Origin of the sequence: Streptomyces barringtoniae, from assembly GCF_020819595.1 — a bacterium.
Classification (GTDB): Bacteria; Actinomycetota; Actinomycetes; order Streptomycetales; family Streptomycetaceae; genus Streptomyces; species Streptomyces barringtoniae.
Window position 1 is genome coordinate 181,721 of sequence record NZ_JAJHNP010000002.1, and the last position, 21,469, is coordinate 203,189.

The window sequence follows — 21,469 nt, forward strand, 5'->3', positions numbered from 1 at the left end:
CTCGAACCGTCTTTCGGTGTTCAGCTGCGCCAGCGGCCCAGCGCCATTTCCGCGGTGATGCCGGGGCCGAACCCGGCGAGGAGCCCGCGCGCCCGGTGCTGGGCGCCGCCCTCGTCGAACATCCGGCGCAGCGCGTCCAGCACGACGCCGGAGGCGATGTTGCCGTACTCGGTGAGGGTGGCCCGGCTGAACCGGAAGGCGTGCGGGTCGACCTGGAGGAACTTGCTGAGGTCGTCGAGGATGCGCGGCCCGCCGGCGTGGACGATGTAGAAGTCCAGGTCGGACGCGTCCCAGCCGTGCATGCCCGCGAGATCCTGCAGCGCCGGGGCCAGCGGCTCCATGGTGGCCGGCACCCGCTTGTCGAGCAGGAAGTGGAACCCCGTCGCCCGGACGTCGTACATGATCCACTCCTCGGTCTTCGGGATCAGGTACGAGCCGTTGCGTTCCAGCTCGACGCCGGTGCCGCCCTTGCCGCGGACCACGGCGGCGGCTATGCCGTCACCGAACAGGCCGTTGGACAGCAGCGAGCCCACGCCCAGGTCGGTGGGCTGGTAGCACAGCGAGCAGAACTCGCAGGCCACGATGAGTGCGTTGGCGTCGGGGTAGGCCGTGCAGAAGTCGTGCGCGCGGTTGATCGCCGCGCCGCCGGCCGCGCAGCCCAGCTGGGCGATGGGGAGCTGTCGGGTGGTCGGGTCGAAGTCCATCTCGTTGATCAGCCACGCCGTGAGCGAGGGCATCATGAAGCCCGTGCACGAGACGTAGACGATCACGTCGATGTCGCTGGTGAGGAGTTCCGCGTCGTCGAGCGCCCGCTGGATCACCGCCGGGACCCGGGACTTGGCCTCGGCCTCGTAGAGCTTGTTGCGCTCCTCGAAGCCGGGGTGCTTCAGGGTCTCCTCGATGGGCTGCACGATGTGCCGTGTCCGGACGCCCGTGTTCTCTATCAGCCGCAGTGCCAGCGGCAGTTGTGGGTGGTCCGCGTGGCGGGAGCGCGCCAGCTCCAGCGTCTCCTCCATCGTGATCACGTGTTCGGGAACCGACACCGAGGGTCTGCACAAAGTCGCCATGAACCGTGCCTACTTTCGCCTTCCGGAGGGCTTGCGCCCCGCCGGTCAGAGGGTCGTTCACCTCAGGAGGTGGTTCACCCACGATCACTCGACCCGGCGACGATCTCGCGCCGGACTACTCCAGACCGGGGACACCGGCGTCAGGTCCGGGTAGGAATCCGCGTGTCCACGGGAGGGAGAACACCATGACCGCAGCGGCCAGGGATCTGCTGGAGACGACCACCGGGGCACTCGCCCCCGACCCGGTCGCCAACCCCTTCGTGCCCCTGGTGGAACGCGGTGAGGCACCTCCTGGGGCCCTCGCCCGTCTGGCCCTGGAACAGCAGTGGGTGATCCCCGCCGACCGCCGCTCCTTCGAACACCTGGCCGGGCGCGCCGACCCCGCCTCGGCGGCCTTCTTCACCACGCTCGCGACCGGCGAGGAGCTGGCGGCAGCCCATCTGGCGGGCTTCGCCCGGGCCTGCGGGGTGACCGAGGAGCGCGCCCGCACCCATGTCCCCCTGGCGGGTTGCCAGGCCTACCCCGCCTACGTCTCCTGGCTGGCCCTCAACGCCTGCCCGGCCGACGTCGTCGTCGCCCTCACCGCGAACTTCTCCGCCTGGGGCGGCTACTGCGCCCGCATCGCGCAGGGCCTGCGCACGCACTACGGCTTCGGGGACGCCGCCTGCGCCTTCTTCGACTTCTTCGCCCGACCGGCCCCGGACCTGGACGAACAGGCGACGGCGGCGGTACAGGCGGCCCTGGACACGGGCACCTTGACCGCGGACCGCGCACACACCTACGGGAGCCTGCTTCAGACGTACGAGGGGATGTTCTGGCTGACGGTGGGGCAGGCGAACTGACCTAGGGGGCCCCGCTGCTGTGCGCGATGCAGGCCACATCGATGCGATCCGCGAGCTTGGCCAGCTCAATGGTCAACGCAGCGACCGTATCCTCGTCCAGCCCCTGTTCCCCGGTCTCGACAAGCCGCAGCCATCGCCCGCCCACGGTCCGCAGCAACTTACTCACGTCGGCCGCAGCCACCTGCAAGGTACCGCAGTCGTCGACGATCAGAGGCAGGGTCACTTCGCGGTTCACAAAAGGGGATGGTAGCCGCGCACCGCTCACGCACCCTGCCAAACCGTGGTGATGTTGCAGAACTCCCGGATTCCGTGCCCGGACAGCTCACGCCCGTATCCGGACCGCTTGACCCCGCCGAACGGGAACGCCGGATGGGAGGCGGTCATGCCGTTGACGTACACGGATCCGGCCTCCAGGTCGCGGGCGAACCGCTCGATCTCGCCCTCCTCGCGCGTCCAGACGTTCGAACTGAGGCCGAACAGCGAGTCGTTGGCGATCAGGATCGCCTCGTCCAGGTCACCGGCCCGGTACAGCGTGGCCACCGGCCCGAACGCCTCCTCCCGGTGGATGCGCATCTCGCGGGTGACACCGGCGAGCACGGTGGGCGGGTAGAACCAGCCCGGACCGTCGGGGCGCTCGCCGCCGCACAGCACCTCGGCCCCGGTGCGCCTGGCGTCGTCGACGAGTTCCTCCAGATCGGCCCGGCCGCGCTCGCTGGCGAGCGGCCCGATGTCCGTCTCCTCCTCCAGGGGGTCGCCGGTCCTGAGCGCCTTCATACCCGCGACGAACTTCTCGGCGAAGGCGTCGTAGACGTCGGTGTGCACGATGAACCGCTTGGCGGCGATGCACGACTGCCCGGTGTTCTGCGCCCGCGCGGTGACCGCGACCGCGGCCGCCCGGTCCAGGTCGGCGGAGGGCATCACGATGTACGGGTCGCTGCCGCCCAGCTCCAGCACCGTCTTCTTGATCATCTCGCCGGCGGTGGAGGCGACCGCCCGGCCCGCCGGCTCGCTGCCGGTCAGGGTGGCCGCCTTGACCCGTTCGTCGCGCAGGATGTCGTCCACCGCCGCCGAGCCGATCAGCAGCGTCTGGAAGCAGCCCTCGGTGAAGCCCGCCCGGTGGAAGAGGTCCTCCAGGTACAGGGCCGTCTGGGGGACGTTGGAGGCGTGCTTGAGCAGGCCCACGTTGCCCGCCATCAGCGCGGGCGCGGCGAACCGGATCACCTGCCACAGCGGGAAGTTCCACGGCATCACCGCGAGCACGGGCCCCAGCGGCCGGTACCGCACCCGGACCCGGGACGCGCCGGAGTCCTTCACGTCCGGCTCGGCGGGCTCCTCGTCGGCCAGCAGTCCCTCGGCGCGTTCGGCGTACCAGCGCATCGCCTTGGCGCACTTCGCGACCTCCGCGCGGGCCTGCTTGATCGGCTTGCCCATCTCCGTGGTCATCATCCTGGCGGCCTCCTGCTGATCCTCGTCCAGCAGGGCAGCGGCCTTGTTCAGCAAGCGGGCGCGGTCGGCGAACGTGGTCGTGCGGTAGGTGCGGAACGTGGCCTCGGCGAGCTGGAGCCGGCGTTCCAGCTCCTCCTCGCCCATGGGCTCGTACGTCTTGAGCGTCTCGCCGTTCGCCGGGTTCACCGTCGCGATGGGCATGGCTGACCTCCCTGGGAGCGGGCTTATTCAGACCTTCGCGCGCGGTACGGCCGTCCGCAACGCGTGCTACCCCCTTCAGCCCGAGTGCTCCGCCAGCCGGTCGAGAAACGCGGTCTGCGCCGCGATGATCAGCGCACGGGCCCGGTCCAGGCCGAGCCACTCCACGCGGTCCAGCTCCGGGAACTCCCGCACCCGGCCCGACCGCGGCGGCCACTCCATGGAGAAGGTGCCGGGGCTGAATCCGCTCAGGTCGGGGTCCGCCTCGACGGCCCACGCCGTGACGATCTTGCCGTTCTTCTGCACCACCTCGCCCAGCGGTACGGCCTTCCCGTCGGGCGGCGCCAGCCCCAGTTCCTCCCGGAACTCGCGCCGGGCCGCCTCCCAGGCGGGCTCGTCGGGGTCGTACTCGCCCTTGGGGACGGTCCACGCCCCGGCGTCCTTCTTCGCCCAGAGCGGACCGCCCATATGGCCGAGCAATACCTCAAGGCCCTCATCGGTGTGCCGGAACAACAGCAGTCCCGCGCTGCGCTTCGTCGCACGCACCGTCATGGCCTGACCTCCGGGTGGGCCGCCAGCAGGGCCTCCACGGTATCGGCATCCTCGGGGCGTTTGCCCTCGCGGTAGCGGACCACGCGGGCGAAGCGCAGGGTGACGCCGGCCGGATAGCGGGTGGAGCGCTGGAGGCCGTCGTAGGCGATCTCCACGACGAGTTCGGGGCGGACCCGGACCACCCAGCCGTCGTCCTCCACGGCCAGCTCCTGCAGCCGCTCGGTCTGCCAGGCGAGCATCGCGTCGGTCATGCCCTTGAAGGTCTTGCCGAGCATGGCGAAGCCGCCGTCCGGGGTGCGGGCGCCGAGGTGGAGGTTGGAGAGCCTGCCCGTGCGGCGGCCGTGACCCCACTCGGCGGCCAGCACGACCAGGTCGAGGGTGTGGACGGGCTTGACCTTCAGCCACGCGGCGCCGCGCCGGCCCGCGCTGTACGGCGCGTCCAGCGCCTTGACCACCACGCCCTCGTGACCACGGGCCAGGGTCTCGGCGAGGAACCGTTCCGCCTCGGCGATGTCCCCCGGTCCGGAGGCGACCGTCCGGCGCACCCGCATCGGCTCGGGCACCAGCCGGGCCAGCCGCGCGTGCCGCTCGGCGAAGGGCAGGTCCAGAAGATCGGTGCCGTCGACCGACAGGACGTCGAAGAAGACGGGGGAGACCGGGGTCTCCTCGGCGGCCTTCGTCACGTCCGTCCGGGAGCCGACCCGGCCCGAGGTCTCCTGGAAGGACCGGGGCCGGCCGGCCGCGTCGAAGGAGATCACCTCGCCGTCCAGGATGAACCGCTCGCCCAGCAACCGACGTGCCGCGGCGGTCACTTCGGGCAGCCGTCCGGTGATGTCGTCCAGGGTGCGGGTGTGCACCCGGACGGTGTCGCCGTCCCGGTGGACCTGCACCCGGATGCCGTCCAGCTTCTCCTCCACCGCGCAGGCGCCGAGCTTCTCCACCGCCTCGGCGACCGAGGACGCGCTGTGCGCCAGCATCGGCAGCACCGGGCGGCCCACGGTGAGCCGGAACCTCTCGAGCGCCCCGGGTCCCTCGCCGAGCAGGGCCTGGGCGACCGTCTGCAGGGACCCGGCGAGCATCACCGCCCGGCGTACGGCGGCCGGGTCGGCGCCGGTCGCCCGGGCGAGCCCCTCCACCGCGACCGCGTCCAGCGCGCCCTGCCGTACCTCGCCGGTGAGCAGACCGCGCAGAAAGAGCTGTTCCTCCTCGGTGGCCGAGCCCATCAGATCGCCCACCAGCCGGACCCGCTCCGCCTGCGAACCCGCCCCCGAGACCTTGCCGAGCTCGCTGAGCAGGGCGTCGACCTCCCGGACCGTGAGCGTGGGCTCGTCGGCCGGGGGCGCCGGGCGGCTCAGCACCTTCCAGCCGACGCCCAGCCGGCCCTGCGGCAGCCGCCCCGCCAGGTACGGGATGACGATCGGCACGTCGTCCGCCTCCGCCTCCCGGAACAGCTCCGCGAGCAGCGCCGTCTTGCGGGACCGGGCCGCCGTCGCGGCGACCTCCCGGGACACCTGGGCCAGCCGGGTCAGCAGCATGGCATCAGAGTGCACCCGGGGCCCGGGGCCTACACCCGGACGGCAGCGTCGAGATCGGCGAACAGCAGGTCCCCGTTGATCGCAGCACCGGCCCGGTAGCCGCGGCTGGCCGCGTTGATCACCTGCTCGGCGAAGCCGCCGGCGTTGCCCGCCGCCCACAGCCCGGGCACGGTCGTCAGTCCCCGCTCGTCGATCACCGGGTAGGCGCCGAACGGCGTCTGCTGCAGCTCGGCGCCCAGCTTCAGCAACAGCTCGTTGTTCGGGGCGGCGTACAGCACCGCGCGGTCGTGGACCGTGCCTCCCCCGGAGGGGGTGCCCCCAGCGAGCCGGACCCCGGTGAGCCGGTCGTCGGCGACGACGAGTTCCGCGACCTTCCCGGGCACGACCGTGACCCCGGCGGCGGACAGCCGGCGCAGGTCGGTGTCCGTCAGTTCCGACTCGCTCACCTCGTGCAGGAAGAGCCGCACGTCCTTCGACCACTGGGTGACCATGAGCGCCTGGTGCACGCTCAGCGCGGAGCTCGCGAGCACCCCGGTCGGCAGGTCGCGGGCCTCCCAGCCGTGGCAGTACGGACAGTGGATCACATCCCGGCCGAACCGCTCGGCCAGGCCGGGGACATCCGGGAGCTCGTCCCTCAGGCCCGTGGCGATCACCAGCTGCCGGGCCCGGACGGTCCCACCGCTCGCGAGTACCACGGTGAACTCCTCGTTTTCGTCCTTGTCCGCGTCCACGACCCGGTCCCGGACCAGCTCCACTCCGTACCGGGCGATCTCCTCGCGCCCGACGGCCAGGAACTCGGCCGGGGACATGCCGTCGCGGGACAGATAGCCCTGCATGTGCGCGGACGGCGCGTTGCGCGGCTCGCCCGCGTCGACGATCAGGGTGCGGCGCCGGGCGCGGCCGAGGACCAGCGCGGCGGAGAGCCCGGCGGCTCCGCCGCCCACGACCACTACCTCGTACCTGCCGTTCTCGGTGTTCTGGGTCATGACGCGACGGTCGCCCGAGGCCTGCGGGATTGACAAACATATTTGCCGTTCCTGCAATAGGGGGTATGAGCACGGACGACGTACTGGCCGAAGTGGGCCCCCGGCTGCGCCGCATCCGCAAGGACCGGGAGGTGACCCTGGCAGCGCTCTCCGAGGCCACCGGCATCTCCGTCAGCACGCTCTCCCGGCTGGAGTCCGGTCTGCGCAAGCCCAGCCTCGAACTGCTGCTGCCGATCGCCCAGGCCCATCAGGTGCCGCTGGACGAGCTGGTCGGGGCGCCGCCGGTGGGGGACCCCCGGGTGCGGTCCGAGCCGATCGTGCGGGGCGGGCGCACCCACTGGCCGCTGACCCGCCAGCCCGGCGGTCTCCAGGCCTTCAAGGTGCTGGAACCGAAGCGCGAGCTCGAACCGGAGCCGCGCACCCACGAGGGCTACGAGTGGCTGTATGTGCTCTCCGGGCGACTGCGGCTGGTCCTCGGCGAGCACGACGTGGTGCTGACGGCGGGGGAGGCCGCCGAGTTCGACACCCGCGTGCCGCACTGGTTCGGGTCGACGGGGGAGGGGCCGGTGGAGTTCCTCAGCCTGTTCGGGCCGCAGGGGGAGCGGATGCACGTGCGGGCGCGGCCGACGTCCCGGAAGTGACCGACACGACGCGCACCGGGGTGCGGCCGACTGTTCCCTGATCGGCAAGCGACCGCTTAGTATGCGGTCGGACCCGGTCAGACGAAGCAGTCCCGTGGAGGCCCCGCATGCAGGCATGGCAAGTGCACGAGAACGGCGAGCCGAGCGAGGTGATGCGCCTGGCGGAGGTGGAGCGGCCCGTGCCCGGAGAGGGCCAGGTGCTGCTGCGCGTGCGCGCCGCCAACATCAACTTCCCGGACGCGCTGCTGTGCCGGGGCCAGTACCAGGTGCGCCCGCCGCTGCCGTTCACGCCCGGTGTGGAGATCTGCGGCGAGACCGAGGACGGCCGCCGGGTGATCGCCAACCCCGCCCTGCCGCACGGCGGTTTCGCCGAGTACGCCCTCGCCGACGCCCGCGCCCTGCTGCCCGCGCCCGAGGCGCTGGACGACGCCGAGGCCGCCGCCCTGCACATCGGCTACCAGACCGGCTGGTTCGGCCTGCACCGCCGGGCCCACCTCCAGGCGGGCGAGACCCTGCTCGTGCACGCCGCCGCCGGCGGTGTCGGCAGCGCCGCCGTCCAGCTCGGCAAGGCGGCCGGGGCCCGCGTGATCGGTGTCGTCGGCGGCGCGGACAAGGCCGCCGTGGCCCGCGAGCTGGGCTGTGACGTGGTGGTCGACCGCCGCTCCGAGGACGTGATCACGGCCGTGAAGGAGGCCACCGGCGGCCGGGGCGCGGACGTGATCTACGACCCCGTGGGCGGCGAGGCCTACGCCCAGTCCGCCAAGCTCGTCGCCTTCGAGGGCCGGATCGTCGTCGTCGGTTTCGCGAGCGGCACCATCCCCAGCCCGGCCCTCAACCACGCGCTGGTGAAGAACTACTCGATCGTCGGCCTGCACTGGGGCCTGTACAACACCAAGAACCCCAAGCTGGTCCAGCGCTGCCACGAGGAACTGACCGAACTGGCCGCCCGGGGTGCGATCAGGCCGCTGGTCAGCGAGCGGGTGCCGCTGGGCGAGGCCGCCGTGGCCGTGCAGAAGGTGGCGGACGGCCGGTCCACCGGCCGGATCGCCGTGGTGATGGAGGGAGCAGCATGACCGACGCCGAAGAACTGCGCCGCCGCACACGGGAGTTGCTGGCCGCACACCCGCCCGCGGACACCGGCCGCCTCGACTTCCTGCGCGCCCGCTTCGACGCCGGCCTCGCCTGGGTGCACTACCCGGAGGGCCTCGGCGGACTGAACGCGCCCCGCCACCTCCAGGCCGTCGTGGACGCCGAGCTGGAGGCCGCCGGCGCCCCCGACAACGACTCGCGCCGCAACGGCATCGGGCTCGGCATGGCCGCGCCGACCATCCTGAAGTACGGCACGGAGGAGCAGAAGCAGCGCTATCTGCGGCCACTGTGGACGGGGGAGGAGGTCTGGTGCCAGCTGTTCAGCGAGCCCGGCGCCGGCTCCGACCTGGCCGCGCTCGGCACCCGGGCCGTACGGGAGGGTGACGAGTGGGTCGTCAACGGGCAGAAGGTGTGGACGTCCGGCGCACACAACGCCCGCTGGGCCATCCTCATCGCCCGCACCGACCCGAGCGTGCCCAAGCACGCCGGCATCACCTACTTCCTCTGCGACATGACCGACCCCGGCGTCGAGGTCCGGCCACTGCGCCAGATCACCGGCGAGGCGGAGTTCAACGAGGTCTTCCTCACTGACGTCCGCATCCCCGACTCCCGCCGCCTCGGCGAGGTCGGTAACGGCTGGCGGGTCGCCCAGACCACGCTCAACAACGAACGCGTGGCCATCGGCGGCATGCGGCTGCCCCGAGAGGGCGGCATGATCGGCCCGGTCGCCAAGACCTGGCGCGAACGCCCCGAGCTGCGCACCCACGAACTGCACCAGCGCCTGCTGAAGCTGTGGGTCGAGGCCGAGGTCTCGCGCCTCACCGCCGAACGCCTGCGCCAGCAGCTCGTCGCCGGGCAGCCCGGCTACGAGGGCTCCGGCATGAAGCTCGCCTTCGCCCGCCTCAACCAGGAGATCAGCGGCCTGGAGGTCGAACTCCGGGGCGAAGAGGGCCTGTTGTACGACGACTGGACCATGCGCCGCCCCGAGCTGGTCGACTTCACCGGCCGCGACGCCGGCTACCGCTATCTGCGCTCCAAGGGCAACAGCATCGAGGGCGGGACCAGCGAGGTCCTGCTGAACATCGTCGCCGAGCGGGTCCTCGGCCTGCCCGCCGAGCCGCGCACCGACAAGGACGTCGCCTGGAAGGACCTCGCCCGATGACGGACCTGCTGTACTCGGAGGAGGAAGAGGCGCTGCGCGCCGCCGTCCGCGACCTCCTGACGGACCACTGCGCGTCGGCGCACGTCATCGCCCGCGTCGAGTCGGACACCCCGCACGACCTCGCCCTGTGGAAGTCCCTCGCCGAGGGCATGGGCCTGGCCGGGCTCCTGGTGCCCGAGGAGCAGGGCGGCCAGGGTGCCTCCGCCCGCGAAGTCGCCGTTATCCTCGAGGAGTTGGGGCGGGCGGTCGCACCGGTGCCGTACCTCACCAGCGCGGTGGTGGCCACCGAGGCCCTGCTGGCCTGCGGTGACGAGGAGCTGCTGGGACAGCTGGCCTCGGGGCGCACCATCGGCGCCCTCGCGGTCGGCCTGCACGCGGCTCCGGGCGCCCCGTTCAGGGCCGTACGACTCGACGACGGCCTCCTGCACGGGGAGCTGACCGGGATCGCCGACGCGGCCGTGGCCGACGTCCTGCTCGTCCCGGCCGACGACGGCGGCCTGTACGCCGTGACCGCGGACGCCGCGACCGTCACCGCGCAGACCGCCCTCGACCTGACCCGGCCACTGGCGACGGTACGGCTGGACGGCGCTCCCGGCCGCCGCGTCGGCGACGCCGAACCCGCCGTGCGACGTGCCCTGGGCGCCGCCGCCGGACTGCTCGCCTCCGAGCAACTCGGCGTCGCCGACTGGGCGTTGACCGAGACGGTCCGCTATCTGAAGGAGCGCAAGCAGTTCAACCGGCCGGTCGGCGGATTCCAGGCGCTCAAGCACCGGCTCGCCCAGCTGTGGCTGGAGGTCGTCAACCTGCGGGCGGCCGCCCGGGCCGCGGCCGACGCGCTGGCCTCCGGCGAGGACGCGGACGTCGCGGTCGCCCTCGCCCAGGCGTACGCGGCGCCGGTCGCCGTCCACGCCACGGAGGAGGCCCTGCAGCTGCACGGCGGCATCGGGATGACCTGGGAACACCCGATCCACCTGTATCTGAAGCGCGCCAAGGCGGACTCGATCGCCTACGGCACGGCCGGCGCCCACCGGGAGGCCCTGGCCGAACTGGTCGACCTCCAGGCACCCTGACGCGACCCGTGTGAAGCCCGCCCCACCTGGGGCGGGCTTTTCCGCGTGCGTGCTCCGCAGAAGTGAACAACGCGCCAACTCCCCGCGAGAGGAGGTCTCTTCGGTGGTGAGGCCACGCATACTCCCTTCGGTCCCATCCGGCACCTCAAGGGAGGCAGAGCATGGCCCTCACCACCCGTCGCAGAGCCCTCACCACCCTCGCCGCCGCCCTCGCCGGCGCGGCCGCCCTGCCCGCGTCGCAGGCCAGGGCGGGCACCGCACGGCCCGGTCCGCACCCGCTGTGGAACGCGCACGCCCACAACGACTACGAGCACCCCCGGCCGCTGTTCGACGCGCTCGACCACCGCTTCAACAGCGTCGAGGCCGACATCTTCCTCGTCGGCGACCAGCTCCTCATCGGGCACGACAGCTCCGAGCTGGACCCGACCCGCACCCTGGAATCCCTCTACCTCGACCCGCTCGCCGCCCGGGTCTGCGCCGACCACGGCTCGGTGTACCGGGGTTGGCGCAGGCCGCTGCAGCTCCTGGTCGACATCAAGACCGAGGGTTCCTCGACGTACCTCGAACTCGACCGCCATCTGCGCCGCTACCCGCACCTGTTCACCCGGTACGCCCACGGCCGCGTGCACCCCGGACCCGTCACCGCCGTCATCTCCGGCGACCGCGCCGCCCGCATCCCCATGGAGGCACAGGAAGAGCGGCGCGCCTTCTACGACGGCCGGCTCACCGACCTCGGCACCGCCGCCCCCGCCACCTTCATCTCGCTGATCAGCGACAACTGGACGCAGAACTTCACCTGGTCGGGCGAGGGCGCCTTCCCCGACGCCGAGCGCCAGAAGCTGCGGAGCATCACCGCCGCCGCGCACGCGCGCGGACAGCAGGTGCGGTTCTGGGCCACCCCGGACGCCGCGGGCCCGGCCCGCGACGCCCTGTGGACGGAACTCCTCGCCGCCGGCGTCGACTACCTGAACACCGACGACCTGGCCGGTCTGGAGAACTTCCTCGACACCCGCCCCACCGCGTAACACCACACGTTTGGGGGACACGTCAGCCGCCCGGACGAACCCTCCGCTACGCCACACTTGCGGCCGGAACGCCACTCAACGGGCGTGGCGGAGGAGGTTCCTGGTGGTCATTCCCGTCTCTGCGGTCCTGCTGCTCCTGATCCTGGCCGTGATCTTCATTCGCAACTGCTCGCTGAAGATCTCCCACGCCGTGGTCTGCCTGCTGCTCGGCTTCTTCCTGGCCGGCACGAGCATGGCGCCCACCATCCACAGCGGGCTCATGACGACCGCCGACCTGGTGAGCAGCCTGCGGCCCTGAGATCAGCCGGCGGAGAACACCCCGATGCCGTTCGCGACGGGGCGCTCGGAACCACCGCTCGGATGGTTGCGGACCGTCACGGCGCTCGCCCCGTCATCGCGGGTGACCAGCTCCGTCGAGCCGCCGCCGTCGAGGTTGAACGCGTCGGACGCGCCCAGCGAGCGCATGGTGTCGGCCTCTTCCGCGACCGTCATACCGGTCCGGTACTCGGTGGCCCCGTCCAGCGCCAGGATCAGCAGCTGCTGTCCGTCGCCCCTGAAGCCCACGACCGTGCGCACCGCCGAGGCGGTGTCGTCCAGGCCGGACAGCGCCTCGCCGTCCCTCAGGACCGGGAAGCCGCCGATCGCGAAGGCGTACGGCACCCCGGACGAGGCCGCCACCAGGGAATGCGTCACGGTCACCGCGTCCCCGACGGACAGCTTGCGCAGCCGCTGCGCACCCTCCTCCCGGCCCACCAGGACCGTGGTTCCCGCCGGAATCGAGCCACTGCCCGGGGTGTCGGAGGCGGACACCACCCGGCCGCCCTCCACCCTCACCTCGTAGGTGTCGGTACTGCACGGCGCCGACCGCTGGGTGTCGGTGCCGCAGACGGCACGCATCCGGGACGCGCTGCCCCACAGTGCGGTGAAGGCGCCGACCGAGTTCTCCGGGAGCGCGTACTGGTTGAGGCCCCGCAACGGGTAGGAACCCTCCGGTGTGTTCACGTTGCCGACGAGGGACAGGCGGTCCAGCCGGGCCCGTCGGTCGGTGCCCACGCCGAAGACGTCCTGGGTGCTCGTGCCCGGCGGCAGTGCGGGGCCGAACCGCTGGCCCTGCGGCACCGCCGCCTTGAGCACCTGCCCGGCCGCGATCGCCGGTCCGACGCTCGCGCCGGTGGCCTCCACGCCCGGGTGCTGGGTCTCGGTGATGTTGAAGAAGTCACCGTTGACCCCCGCGACCGCCCCCGCCGAGTCCGCCATCCGGGACACGGTGGCCCGGGCCGCCACCGCGCCCGGGTACAGCAGGTCCACGCGGACGTGCGGATTGGCCAGGTCGACCGTGAGCAGATGGGCGTGTGCCGGGCCCGCGGCCGCGTCGACGTCGAACTGCCGGTACGTGACACCCGGCGCGATTCGTCTGTCGGCCGGTACGGCGCCGGCCGGTGCCGCCCCCGTCAGGGCCGCACCGGCCAGCACACCCAGCGCCGTGACAACCGTGAGAACCGCTCTGCCCGCTGCTGAACGCCTGCGACGTCTGATCACCGTGCCCCCTGATGCCTCGTCAACTGTCCCTGCTCGTACGAGCTGTCGTACGGGCTGCCGTAACGGGTTCCAAGGGGCAGTGGACCAGAGGGCGGCGACGGCCGGGCCGACTAGGCGTCGACTACGCGAGAACGAGTGAGAAAACGCACCCCCTCGGGTGCCTCCAGCGAGAAGCCGCTGCCCCGTCCGGGGACCACGTCCACGATCAGCCGGGTGTGGCTCCAGGCCTGGTACTGGCTCCGGGACATCCAGAAGGTGACGGGCTCGGCCACGCCGTCCACCGAGAGCTCCGCCAGCAGCACGTCCGAGTCGCCGGTGCGGAACTCGCCGTCCGGGTAGCACATGGGCGCGCTGCCGTCGCAGCAGCCGCCGGACTGGTGGAACATCAGCGGACCGTGGTCGGCGTGCAGCCGCCGCACCAGGTCCGCGGCCTCCGGGGTGAGTTCGACGCGCGGGGTTTCCTCATCCATGGGGTCACCGTCCTGAAGAGCCGGGGCGCGGGGCGTCGGACCCGGCCCAGTCTCACGGATCGTCACCGCCCCGTCCAGAACGCCTCGCAGTCCCGCGGCCGGCGTTCAGAGATGGCTGAGCACGTTCACCACCCGGCCGCACGGATCCCGCACGAAGAACCGCCGTACGCCCCACTCCTCGTCCGTGAGGGAATGCACGATCTCCGCGCCGCGCTCCAGCATCGCCGCGTACGCCGCGTCCACGTCATCGACCTCGATGCTCAGATCCGGGGCGACCGGCGCGGTGCGGTCCTCGGTGATCAGGCCGAGCTGCACGGACGGGTTGTCGGGGGAGGCCAGCGTCATGATCCAGCCGAGGTTCATGACCTCCTCCAGCCCCAGCACTCCGTAGAACTCCGCGCTCTGCGGCAGCGCGGTCGACCGGACGTCGGGCACGACACGGCGTACGTGCATCTCGCGGCTCCGAGGGGCGGTGGGCTGCGGTGGACGGCGACCACGGTAGTAGGCCGTGACCCTGAGAGGATGGGCTCATGCGCGCTTTCTTCGACCGGTCCGAGCCGCGCCTCGTGCTCGACGGCGAACATCCGCTGTGGGACGAGGCGCTGGCGGCCGTCAACCGGGACCTGGCGGCGACCCTGCCCGATCAGCGTCCCCTGCGTCTGATCGCATACCCGGAGTGCGAGGACCTGGACGAGGTCTACGTGGCGCTGTCCAACGGCGAAGCGCACGGCAGCCCCCTGACACCCGTGCGGTCCGCCGTCGAAGCCCTGATGGCCGTCGCCGACGCCGCCCAGGACACGGTGACGGAGCGTCTGTGGCGGGCGTGGCCGGTCTGCACCGTCCATGACCTCGGCATGCACCCGCGGGACGTCGACGGCCGGCCGTCCTGGTGGTGCGCCGGTGGCGCGCGCCGGGGCGACCCGGCTCACATCCGCGCGGCGATAGGGGAGTTGGACGCGGTTCGGCGCACCCCCCGCCCCAACCGCAAGCGCCGCAAGTCCAGCTGATGCGTCCGGTGCGGGGCCGCAGGTGTTCGCCACGAGCGCCGTACCGCTACGGGTCCTGCCCGCCGACCCCGACGAGGGGCGCCGCCGTCTGCTGCAGCTCCAGGTCAGCGCGCGCTCGGTGCTGGGGGCGCTGACCCTGCACTGAGGCGGGCTCGTCCTGGACGACGGATGGGTACGGGTGTACGGCGCGGGGTCGGCCGCGAGCGGGCTGCCGGGCCTCGGCCGGGCCAACGCCTTCCCCGTGCAGCCCGACCCCGGCTGGTCCTTCGGCAGCCCGCCGCCAACACCGCGAGCGCACCCGCTCCCCGGAAACGGGAGGCGGACGCTCGCGTGTCCTGCCGGCATGGCGTCGACTGCGGGAACGCGGCGCAGACGGCGGCGCGGGACATGGCCGGGCGGGACGCCTGGCCGGCCGGGGCACTGAAGTCGCTCGGCGAGACCGGGCGCGGCGTGCCGGCGCTGACGGCCGGGCTGATGGAGCGGCTGGGAACGGGAGCGCTGGAGGCGGACGACCGGGCCGAGACCTAGAAACCCCCGCCCCGGCGGACGGGCTCGTGGCCGGCCACGACGTGCTCGGCGGGGCGTTCCGCCTCAACGCCCACGCCCCGGCCCGCGCCGGCCGCCCCGGCGCGCCCGGACAGATGCCGTACTTCGCGCCGGCCACCCTGGAGTGGGAGGCGCTGGACATGGGCCACTCCGCCTGGGTGCGGTGGCTGCTGTCCGGCCGGCTGGAGACGTTCCACGACGGGCTGCGTCGGCCGCCCCGGCGCGAGGAGGCGGCGGTCCTCGACCTCGGGCAGGCCATCACCGTCTTCCCGCCCCTGTGGAGCGGGGAGGCGCACCGGGACCTCGCCGCGAGCAGCCGGCGGGCGGTGGCGCTGCGGGAGGTCCTCGGCGTGGCCGCCGACTCCGCCCGGCAGCTGGGCCCGGCCGGCCCCGGTTTCCTCGGCGAGGGCCCGCGGGCGGTGTCTCACCCGGTGACGCGCAGCTTGCGCATAAGCAGCGCGTACACCGCCGCGGACACGATCAGACCCGTCGGCAGGGCCAGGTCGACACCGCCCAGGGGGGCGGCCACCAGGCCGGTGTAGACGGTGTCGACGCACACCGCGGAGGCGCCCGCGCCCGCCCCGAGCGCAAGGACCCCGGACCGGTTGAACCCGCCCGTGTACCAGAAGGGCCGGGTGCGGGACTCGTCGCCGAGGGCGAGGCCGACGTAGCGGTTGCGGCGCAGCAGGATGTCGGTGGCGTAGACGGCCGTGCTCGGGCCGAGCAGGACCACCGTCAGCTGCAGCACGGTGCCGACGGTGTCGGGGAAGTCCGAGACGAGCAGCGCGTACAGGGTCAGGGCGACGGAGACGGTGCCGTCGACGAGGACGCTCAGCGAGAGCCGGATTGGTTCATGTCGACGGCGGTCGCGGCGAACGTGCCGATGCCGCAGACCAGGACGCTGGACAGGAAGCCGCCGAACGCCGTCCAGGCCGGCCACCGCCCTGGCGGGCGCGCCGGTGGTGTACGACAGCGGCCCCGAGGCGGTGAGGGCGACACCGGCCGGCAGGGTCGCCCCCTGGGCGGTGCAGGTCAGCGGCCGGTCCGGGACGCGACCGAAGTCGGTGTGCCGCACCACCACGAAGTTGATCGCGGCGTGGCTGCAGACGCTGATGGCGAGGGTGACCGCGGCGATGAGCACCACGACGAGGGCCTTCACGCCGGTGTTCACCGGCAGACCGGTCCGGGCGACCAGCGAGAAGGCCGCGGTCGCCGCCGCGGCCAGGTTCGGGGGCTGGCTCACGTATCGGGGTGGGGGGGGGCTGAGCGCCTGGAAGGGGCGCGGGGCAGGTTCTGATGTGCGGGTACCCTCGCGTGGGCGCTACCGGCCACAACGCTGCGGCACACGAAACACGGCACAGCGCGGAGGCGTCAGCGGCGGGAACGCCCTTCGCGGCGGGCGCGGAGGGCCTCGAACAGCACGGGCAGCATCGACAGGACGACGACCACGGCGACCAGCGGCAGCAGATAGTCGTCGATGTGCGGGACCGACGTACCGAGGCTGTAACCGGCGAGGACGAGCAGTTGCGACCACAGCACCCCGCCCACGGTCTGCCAGAGCGTGAAGGTCCGCACGGGCACCCCGAGCACGCCGGCCACAGGGTGCAGCACCGTCCGCAGCAGCGGCACGAACCGGCCGATGACCAGTGCCTTCCCGTGGCCGTACCGGGCCAGCAGCTCCTCGGCGCGGACGGCCGCAGCCTTCACCCGCCCGCTGGAGGTGCGGGCCAGCAGCGCCCGACCGCCGTGCCGGCCGACCAGGTACCCGACCTGCCCGCCGGCCACCGCCCCGACCGCCGCGCACAGCAGCACCTGCCACAACGCCAGCCGGGGTTCCTGGTGCGCACCGCCGGCGCACAGCACGCCGGCCGGGAACAGCAGGGTGTCACCGGGCAGGAAGAAGCCGACGACGAGGAGACCGGACTCCGCGAAGATCACCACCAGGACGCCGATCGCCCCGAAGGCGGCCAGCACCGAGGCGCTGTTCAACGGATTGACGGCTGTCACGGCCGCGCCTCCCGGCCTGCTCGCAGGGCTCCCCGCTCACCAGCATCGCCCGACCGCTGCGAAAGCGCCCGCCCCGTAGCCGTACCTGTGGCTCCCCCGGTTCCCCTGCGGGCTGCGATGGGCTGGGAGGCGCGCACCAACCCGACGGTACGAGCGCGGCTGTCAGAGGAAGCCGGCGAGCCCGTCGAGGAAGCGGGCCACGTCGTCGGTGGTGTTGTAGGGGGCCAGGCCCGCGCGCAGGGCGGGGCCCTCGAGCTTGAGCGCGGTGAAGGGTTCGTAGGCGTAGAACGACCCGGCCGGTGCCACCACGTCGCGCGCGGCCAGATGTGCCTGGGCGTCGCGGGCGTCGCGGCCTTCGATGGACATCAGGAGCGTCGGGGTGCGGTCGGCGGCCTTCGGGTGCACGGTGATGGCGTCGCCCAGGGACTCCACACCCTCCTGCAGCCGTGCCCGCAGCGACCGTTCGTGCTCGTGCATGGACTCCAGGGAGTGGGTGAGGCGCTCCCGGCGCGAGGCCGCCGTGCCCGGGTCCAGCTCGGCGAGGAAGTCGACGGCGGCGGTGGCGCCCGCCAGGATCTCGTACGGCAGCGTGCCGAACTCGAAGCGTTCGGGCACCGTGTCGGGGGACGGCAGGAGCTTGTCCGGGCGCAGGGTTTCGAGGAACTCGGGCGCCGCCGCGAGCACCCCGCAGTGCGGTCCGAGGAACTTGTACGGTGAGCAGACGAAAACGTCGGCCCCGAGGGCGGGCACGTCCACGAGGTGGTGCGCCGCGTAGTGCACGCCGTCCACGTACACCAAGGCGCCGACTTCATGGGCGCGGTCGGCGATCCGGCGGACGGGCGGCTTGGTGCCCAGCACGTTCGAGGCCGCCGTGACCGCGACCAGCCGGGTCCGGGGCGACAGCGCCTGGTCGTACGAGTCGAGGTCGAGCTCCGTGGTCTCCGGGGCGATCTCGATCCAGCGGACCGTCACTCCGGCGCGCTCGGCGGCCTGGACCCAGGGGCGGACGTTGGCGTCGTGGTCGAGGCGGCTGAGGACGATCTCGTCACCAGCGGTCCAGGTCTTGGCCAGGTGGTGGGAGAAGTCGTACGTCAGCTGGGTGGCGCTGCGGCCGTGGACGATGCCGTTCGCGGGCACGTTCAGCAGATCGGCGTAGGCGGCGCGGAAGTCCGCGACGGCGCGCTCGGCGTTGAGCTCCGACGGGCTGACGGTTCCCCGGTTGGACAGGGGGCCGGTCAGCGTCGCGGCGATGGCGTCGGCAACGGGGCGGGGGGTCTGCGTTCCGCCCGGACCGTCGAAGAAGGCGAGCCCGGTGGCGAGAGAGGGGAAGTGGGCCCGCAGGGCCGTGAGGTCGATGGCCATCGTCTCTGCTTTCTGTCGGGCGGAGTGCCTGGCGTCGCGGTGCCTCTACTCTGACGTCGACCAAGAGACACGTAAAGCGATGGATCCCGAAGAGAAAGTTCATGAACCGTGAAGTCTCAGCCGGATCTGAAGCTCCTGGCCACCTTCCTGGCCGTCGTACGCCGCGGCTCGATGGCCGAGGCCGCGACCGAGCTCGGTTATGTGCCCTCGGCGGTGTCCCAGCACATCGCCGCGCTCGAAAGCGACATGGGCGTCGAACTGATCACCCGGCGCCCCGGCAGCCGGCTGATCCTCACCGCGGCCGGCCGCTCCCTCGCCCAGGCGACCGAGACGCTCTTCGACGCGACCGCGCGCTTCCAGGACGCCGCCCACGGCATCGCGAACCGTGAGATCGCCGAGCTCCGCGTCGGGACCTACCCCAGCGCCATGACCTACCTCCTCCCCCAGGTCCTGTCCACGCTCAGGGCTCGCCGCCCGGGTCCCCGGATCCGTCTCGTCGTCGTGGAGACGGACGAGGGGGTGCCGAGAGTGAAGTCGGGGGACATCGACCTGCTCGTCGCCTACCGCTACCTGCCCGAGGATCCGCCGGCCCCGTCCGAGGCGTTGACGATCACCGTCCTGGGCCGTGAACCGCTCGTCCTGGTCACGGGTGCCGAGCCTGGGCGCCGACGCCCGGTGGAGCTGGCCGAATGCCTGGACCGGGAATGGGTCTCGGGCCACGCCCACAACCCCGACCGGCGTCTGCTGCACCGCTGGGCCGGAGAGCTCGGGATCACGCCGCACGTGACGTTGGAGACCGAGGACCTGCACAGCATGCTTGCCATGATCCGGGCGGGCCTCGCGGTGGGCCTGATCCCGGCCACGCTCCTCGGAGCTGGACGCGACGCCGGAGTCGACAGGGTGGTCCTGCCATCCGGGGTCGCGCCGCTCCACCGGGAGATCCTCGCCGTCGGCAGACCCGGTGCCCGCTCCCCGCTCATCGACGACCTGGTCACGCTCCTGGCCGGTGCCGCAGGCGGCGCGCAGTCGTCAGGGGCGATCACCGTCCGTTGATCACATGGGCGACGCGTCGCTCCCGCCCGGGCTGCGGGGCCGCTGTCCGTCGTCGCATGCGCCTTCGCCAACTCCTCGGCCAGGCGGTCGGCGATGAAGTCGTACCAGGTGCGGGCGCTCTCCTCGGTCCAGGGGCGAGCCCGAAAGGGGCGCCTGCCAGGCATCTCCCCTGGTCAGGAGCCCTTTCCCTCTCATCGCGACCGGCCCCGGACTGTCTCAGGCGGCTGCGAGGATGTCGAGCACCGAGATCACGGTGGCGCCGGGTGCCAGGCCCTTCGGGGGATGCTGACCGTACGCCAGGTTCGCGGGAATGACGGCCAGCACACGGCTGCCGACCCGCTGGCCGACCAGGGCGCGGTCCCAGCCCGCGATGACGTTGCCCCGGCCGATCACGACGGGCAACGGGCCGCCGTCCGCGTGGGAGCTGAGGAAGAGGTCGGTCCGGTCCTTGCCACGGGCGGTGTCCCACGCGGCCGAGGAGTGCTGCAGGACCACGGTCTGCCCGGCTTCGACCACCGGACCGGTGCCGTCCACCAGGCGCTTGATGACCAGGCCCTTGGGGGCCGCCTGGTCGGGGACGGACAGAGTCGCGGTGCCGTCGTCCTTGTTCATGTGCACCTCGGGCAGCGCGTCGGAGATCGACTGCTGCTCGCCGGGGACGATGGCGTGGGCGCCGATGACGTCCAGGATGTCGACGGCGAACACGACGGTGTCCTTGCCGGTGACATGGAGCCGCGCGTTGCCGGTCGCCCCATACGCAGCCGCGGGGGGTGCGACGACCAGGATTCGGCTACCGGCGCGCCGGCCTTGCACGGCCCGGTCCAGGGCGGTCAGGGTCGCGCCGCGCCCGACGGCGAACACCTGCGGCCGGGCACCCTTGTCGTACGAGCTGGGAAGTGCCTTGCCGGTGCGCCACACCTTGGCGGTGTAGCGGACGACGGCCACGTCGCCGGTGTGCGCGGCAGGTCCCCGCCCCGGCGCCTGCGGTGCGACGACGAACTTGCCGCTCGGCGCGGACTTCGGCAGCGAGATCGTGGCCGGACTCCCGAACTTCCCGGAGACGGTGGGGAGTACGGCGTCCGTACGCACCGCGGTGGGCACGGATCGCGCGTGCACGGTTACCGAGGGGGCCGCGAGCGGCCGGTGCCAGCCGTCGGGCCGCGGCCTGTCGGACGAATGGTTGCTGCTGCACCCCACGAGCAGGAGGGCGGGCGCTATCAGCAGTGCTGCGAATCGACGCATTTGTTTCTTTCCCGAGGTTCGGGCAGGTGCGACCGCCGGAGGTTCGGATCGATCGCCCCACCGTGAAGTGTCTTCGCCAGTGCCCCAAGAGTTCTCGGGGCAAGGTGTCAGGGGCGGTGCCGGGATGACCCGGCACCGCCCCTGACGATGGGTCAGCTACTCCTGACCTTGCGCCAGGCCGCGCGTGCCAGTGTCACCGCACCGAGCACCACGAACGCGACCACCAGAAAGGCCACGGCCTCTGTCGGCGACGGGAGTTGATGGCGACCGATCAAGGAGGCGAGCGTCATGCCCACCGCGGCGAACACGAGTGACAGAGCCGCTCGTTTCATGAAGGACCTCCCAGAAGGCTGCCCCGTCATGCGTACCACCAGCCGACGAAGGTTGCCCGGATCCGGTAGACGGTCCACCAGTGGTGGTGTCCGGGCCACTTCCAGGCGAACAACAGCCACTTGGCCCGCGGGTGCCACGAGTCCGAGATGTGGTTGCTGATGACCGCGGCGAGGAATCCGATGACGAAGTAGCAGCCGAAGCCGGCGCACCATGAGCCGATTGCGCCTGCCAGACCCCAGACCGCCCCCTGCGCGAGGTCACGCTGGAGCGTGCTGCTCAGGTACACCATGATGTAGT

Annotated in this window: 26 protein-coding genes and 1 pseudogene; 12 read left to right on the plus strand and 15 right to left on the minus strand. The window is 72.3% G+C overall.

Translation table 11 applies throughout. From position 1 onward, the window contains the following. Window positions 1-20: 20 nt before the first annotated feature. Window positions 21-1,067 (minus strand): type III polyketide synthase, encoded by a 1,047-nt coding sequence (locus tag LMU33_RS03190; RefSeq protein WP_228617157.1) that lies wholly within the window; start codon window positions 1,065-1,067, stop codon window positions 21-23. A 185-nt stretch (window positions 1,068-1,252) separates the two neighbouring features. Here LMU33_RS03190 and LMU33_RS03195 point away from each other — a divergent pair, with 185 nt between their 5' ends. Next, the gene (locus tag LMU33_RS03195; RefSeq protein WP_228617159.1) at window positions 1,253-1,909 is read left to right on the plus strand and encodes a heme oxygenase-like domain-containing protein; all 657 of its coding nucleotides are present in this window, start codon (window positions 1,253-1,255) and stop codon (window positions 1,907-1,909) included. 1 nt (window position 1,910) lies between these two features. Here LMU33_RS03195 and LMU33_RS03200 read toward each other — a convergent pair whose 3' ends face one another. The 5 genes from LMU33_RS03200 to LMU33_RS03220 all read right to left on the minus strand — a co-directional run bounded on the left by LMU33_RS03200 (window position 1,911) and on the right by LMU33_RS03220 (window position 6,626). Next, complete coding sequence (locus LMU33_RS03200) at window positions 1,911-2,144, minus strand: DUF6213 family protein (protein ID WP_228617161.1); 234 nt, start codon at window positions 2,142-2,144, stop codon at window positions 1,911-1,913. A 26-nt stretch (window positions 2,145-2,170) separates the two neighbouring features. Then, window positions 2,171-3,556, minus strand: a complete 1,386-nt coding sequence (locus tag LMU33_RS03205; RefSeq protein ID WP_228617162.1) for an NADP-dependent succinic semialdehyde dehydrogenase — start codon at window positions 3,554-3,556, stop codon at window positions 2,171-2,173. A 75-nt stretch (window positions 3,557-3,631) separates the two neighbouring features. Continuing rightward, complete coding sequence (locus LMU33_RS03210; protein ID WP_228617164.1) at window positions 3,632-4,105, minus strand: NUDIX hydrolase; 474 nt, start codon at window positions 4,103-4,105, stop codon at window positions 3,632-3,634. Then, window positions 4,102-5,640 (minus strand): ATP-dependent DNA ligase, encoded by a 1,539-nt coding sequence (locus LMU33_RS03215; protein WP_228617166.1) that lies wholly within the window; start codon window positions 5,638-5,640, stop codon window positions 4,102-4,104. The genes LMU33_RS03210 and LMU33_RS03215 overlap by 4 nt, the downstream gene beginning before the upstream one ends. Before the next feature lie 29 nt (window positions 5,641-5,669). Continuing rightward, on the minus strand, window positions 5,670-6,626 hold the full coding sequence (locus LMU33_RS03220; RefSeq protein ID WP_228617168.1) for an NAD(P)/FAD-dependent oxidoreductase: 957 nt from the start codon (window positions 6,624-6,626) through the stop codon (window positions 5,670-5,672). 65 nt (window positions 6,627-6,691) lie between these two features. On the opposite strand from LMU33_RS03220, the gene LMU33_RS03225 reads away from it, so the two are divergent. From LMU33_RS03225 to LMU33_RS03250, 6 genes are all read left to right on the plus strand, one after another. Continuing rightward, window positions 6,692-7,267, plus strand: coding sequence for a helix-turn-helix domain-containing protein (locus tag LMU33_RS03225; RefSeq protein ID WP_228617169.1), 576 nt, complete (start codon window positions 6,692-6,694; stop codon window positions 7,265-7,267). 107 nt (window positions 7,268-7,374) lie between these two features. Next, entirely contained in the window at window positions 7,375-8,340 is a 966-nt protein-coding gene (locus LMU33_RS03230; RefSeq protein ID WP_228617171.1) for an NADPH:quinone oxidoreductase family protein, read from the plus strand. Continuing rightward, window positions 8,337-9,518 carry an acyl-CoA dehydrogenase family protein gene (locus tag LMU33_RS03235; RefSeq protein WP_228617172.1) on the plus strand — a complete coding sequence of 394 codons (1,182 nt, stop codon included), beginning with the start codon at window positions 8,337-8,339 and terminating at the stop codon, window positions 9,516-9,518. The genes LMU33_RS03230 and LMU33_RS03235 overlap by 4 nt, the downstream gene beginning before the upstream one ends. Next, on the plus strand, window positions 9,515-10,588 hold the full coding sequence (locus LMU33_RS03240) for an acyl-CoA dehydrogenase family protein (RefSeq protein ID WP_228617174.1): 1,074 nt from the start codon (window positions 9,515-9,517) through the stop codon (window positions 10,586-10,588). The genes LMU33_RS03235 and LMU33_RS03240 overlap by 4 nt, the downstream gene beginning before the upstream one ends. Window positions 10,589-10,749: 161 nt before the next feature. Then, window positions 10,750-11,613 (plus strand): phosphatidylinositol-specific phospholipase C/glycerophosphodiester phosphodiesterase family protein, encoded by an 864-nt coding sequence (locus LMU33_RS03245; RefSeq protein ID WP_228617176.1) that lies wholly within the window; start codon window positions 10,750-10,752, stop codon window positions 11,611-11,613. A gap of 103 nt (window positions 11,614-11,716) precedes the next feature. Beyond that, a complete protein-coding gene (locus LMU33_RS03250) occupies window positions 11,717-11,911 on the plus strand; it encodes a hypothetical protein (protein WP_228617178.1) in 195 nt (64 codons plus the stop codon). A 2-nt stretch (window positions 11,912-11,913) separates the two neighbouring features. On the opposite strand, the gene LMU33_RS03255 is transcribed toward LMU33_RS03250, so the two are convergent. The 3 genes from LMU33_RS03255 to LMU33_RS03265 form a co-directional block, all read right to left on the minus strand. Continuing rightward, window positions 11,914-13,086, minus strand: a complete 1,173-nt coding sequence (locus LMU33_RS03255) for a phosphodiester glycosidase family protein (RefSeq protein WP_228617180.1) — start codon at window positions 13,084-13,086, stop codon at window positions 11,914-11,916. A gap of 176 nt (window positions 13,087-13,262) precedes the next feature. After that, window positions 13,263-13,622 carry a DUF779 domain-containing protein gene (locus LMU33_RS03260; protein ID WP_228617181.1) on the minus strand — a complete coding sequence of 120 codons (360 nt, stop codon included), beginning with the start codon at window positions 13,620-13,622 and terminating at the stop codon, window positions 13,263-13,265. Window positions 13,623-13,727: 105 nt separating this feature from the next. Further along, complete coding sequence (locus LMU33_RS03265; RefSeq protein WP_228617183.1) at window positions 13,728-14,075, minus strand: VOC family protein; 348 nt, start codon at window positions 14,073-14,075, stop codon at window positions 13,728-13,730. A gap of 77 nt (window positions 14,076-14,152) precedes the next feature. On the opposite strand from LMU33_RS03265, the gene LMU33_RS03270 reads away from it, so the two are divergent. The 4 genes and pseudogenes from LMU33_RS03270 to LMU33_RS03285 form a co-directional block, all read left to right on the plus strand. Continuing rightward, window positions 14,153-14,629: a hypothetical protein gene (locus LMU33_RS03270; protein ID WP_228617185.1), complete on the plus strand. Its 477-nt coding sequence runs from the start codon at window positions 14,153-14,155 to the stop codon at window positions 14,627-14,629. A 22-nt stretch (window positions 14,630-14,651) separates the two neighbouring features. After that, window positions 14,652-14,774, plus strand: coding sequence for a DUF2625 family protein (locus LMU33_RS03275; protein ID WP_228617186.1), 123 nt, complete (start codon window positions 14,652-14,654; stop codon window positions 14,772-14,774). A 185-nt stretch (window positions 14,775-14,959) separates the two neighbouring features. Continuing rightward, on the plus strand, window positions 14,960-15,157 hold the full coding sequence (locus LMU33_RS41595; protein ID WP_228617188.1) for a hypothetical protein: 198 nt from the start codon (window positions 14,960-14,962) through the stop codon (window positions 15,155-15,157). Window positions 15,158-15,180: 23 nt separating this feature from the next. Further along, a pseudogene (locus LMU33_RS03285) lies at window positions 15,181-15,717 on the plus strand (DUF2625 family protein); the annotation flags it as partial. Here the strand turns inward: LMU33_RS03285 and LMU33_RS03290 are convergent. The 3 genes from LMU33_RS03290 to LMU33_RS03300 form a co-directional block, all read right to left on the minus strand. After that, entirely contained in the window at window positions 15,600-16,418 is an 819-nt protein-coding gene (locus LMU33_RS03290; protein ID WP_308280744.1) for a hypothetical protein, read from the minus strand. The pseudogene LMU33_RS03285 and the gene LMU33_RS03290 sit on opposite strands and share 118 nt — an antisense overlap. Before the next feature lie 128 nt (window positions 16,419-16,546). After that, window positions 16,547-17,182, minus strand: a complete 636-nt coding sequence (locus tag LMU33_RS03295) for a DedA family protein (RefSeq protein WP_228617192.1) — start codon at window positions 17,180-17,182, stop codon at window positions 16,547-16,549. Between the two features lie 162 nt (window positions 17,183-17,344). Then, window positions 17,345-18,544, minus strand: a complete 1,200-nt coding sequence (locus LMU33_RS03300; RefSeq protein ID WP_228617193.1) for a cysteine desulfurase-like protein — start codon at window positions 18,542-18,544, stop codon at window positions 17,345-17,347. A gap of 108 nt (window positions 18,545-18,652) precedes the next feature. On the opposite strand from LMU33_RS03300, the gene LMU33_RS03305 reads away from it, so the two are divergent. After that, window positions 18,653-19,597 carry a LysR family transcriptional regulator gene (locus tag LMU33_RS03305; RefSeq protein WP_228617195.1) on the plus strand — a complete coding sequence of 315 codons (945 nt, stop codon included), beginning with the start codon at window positions 18,653-18,655 and terminating at the stop codon, window positions 19,595-19,597. Between the two features lie 216 nt (window positions 19,598-19,813). Here LMU33_RS03305 and LMU33_RS03310 read toward each other — a convergent pair whose 3' ends face one another. From LMU33_RS03310 to LMU33_RS03320, 3 genes are all read right to left on the minus strand, one after another. Beyond that, complete coding sequence (locus tag LMU33_RS03310) at window positions 19,814-20,698, minus strand: FKBP-type peptidyl-prolyl cis-trans isomerase (protein ID WP_228617197.1); 885 nt, start codon at window positions 20,696-20,698, stop codon at window positions 19,814-19,816. A gap of 293 nt (window positions 20,699-20,991) precedes the next feature. Next, a complete protein-coding gene (locus tag LMU33_RS03315; RefSeq protein WP_228617198.1) occupies window positions 20,992-21,171 on the minus strand; it encodes a hypothetical protein in 180 nt (59 codons plus the stop codon). A gap of 26 nt (window positions 21,172-21,197) precedes the next feature. After that, complete coding sequence (locus LMU33_RS03320; protein ID WP_228617200.1) at window positions 21,198-21,461, minus strand: hypothetical protein; 264 nt, start codon at window positions 21,459-21,461, stop codon at window positions 21,198-21,200. Window positions 21,462-21,469: the final 8 nt, after the last annotated feature.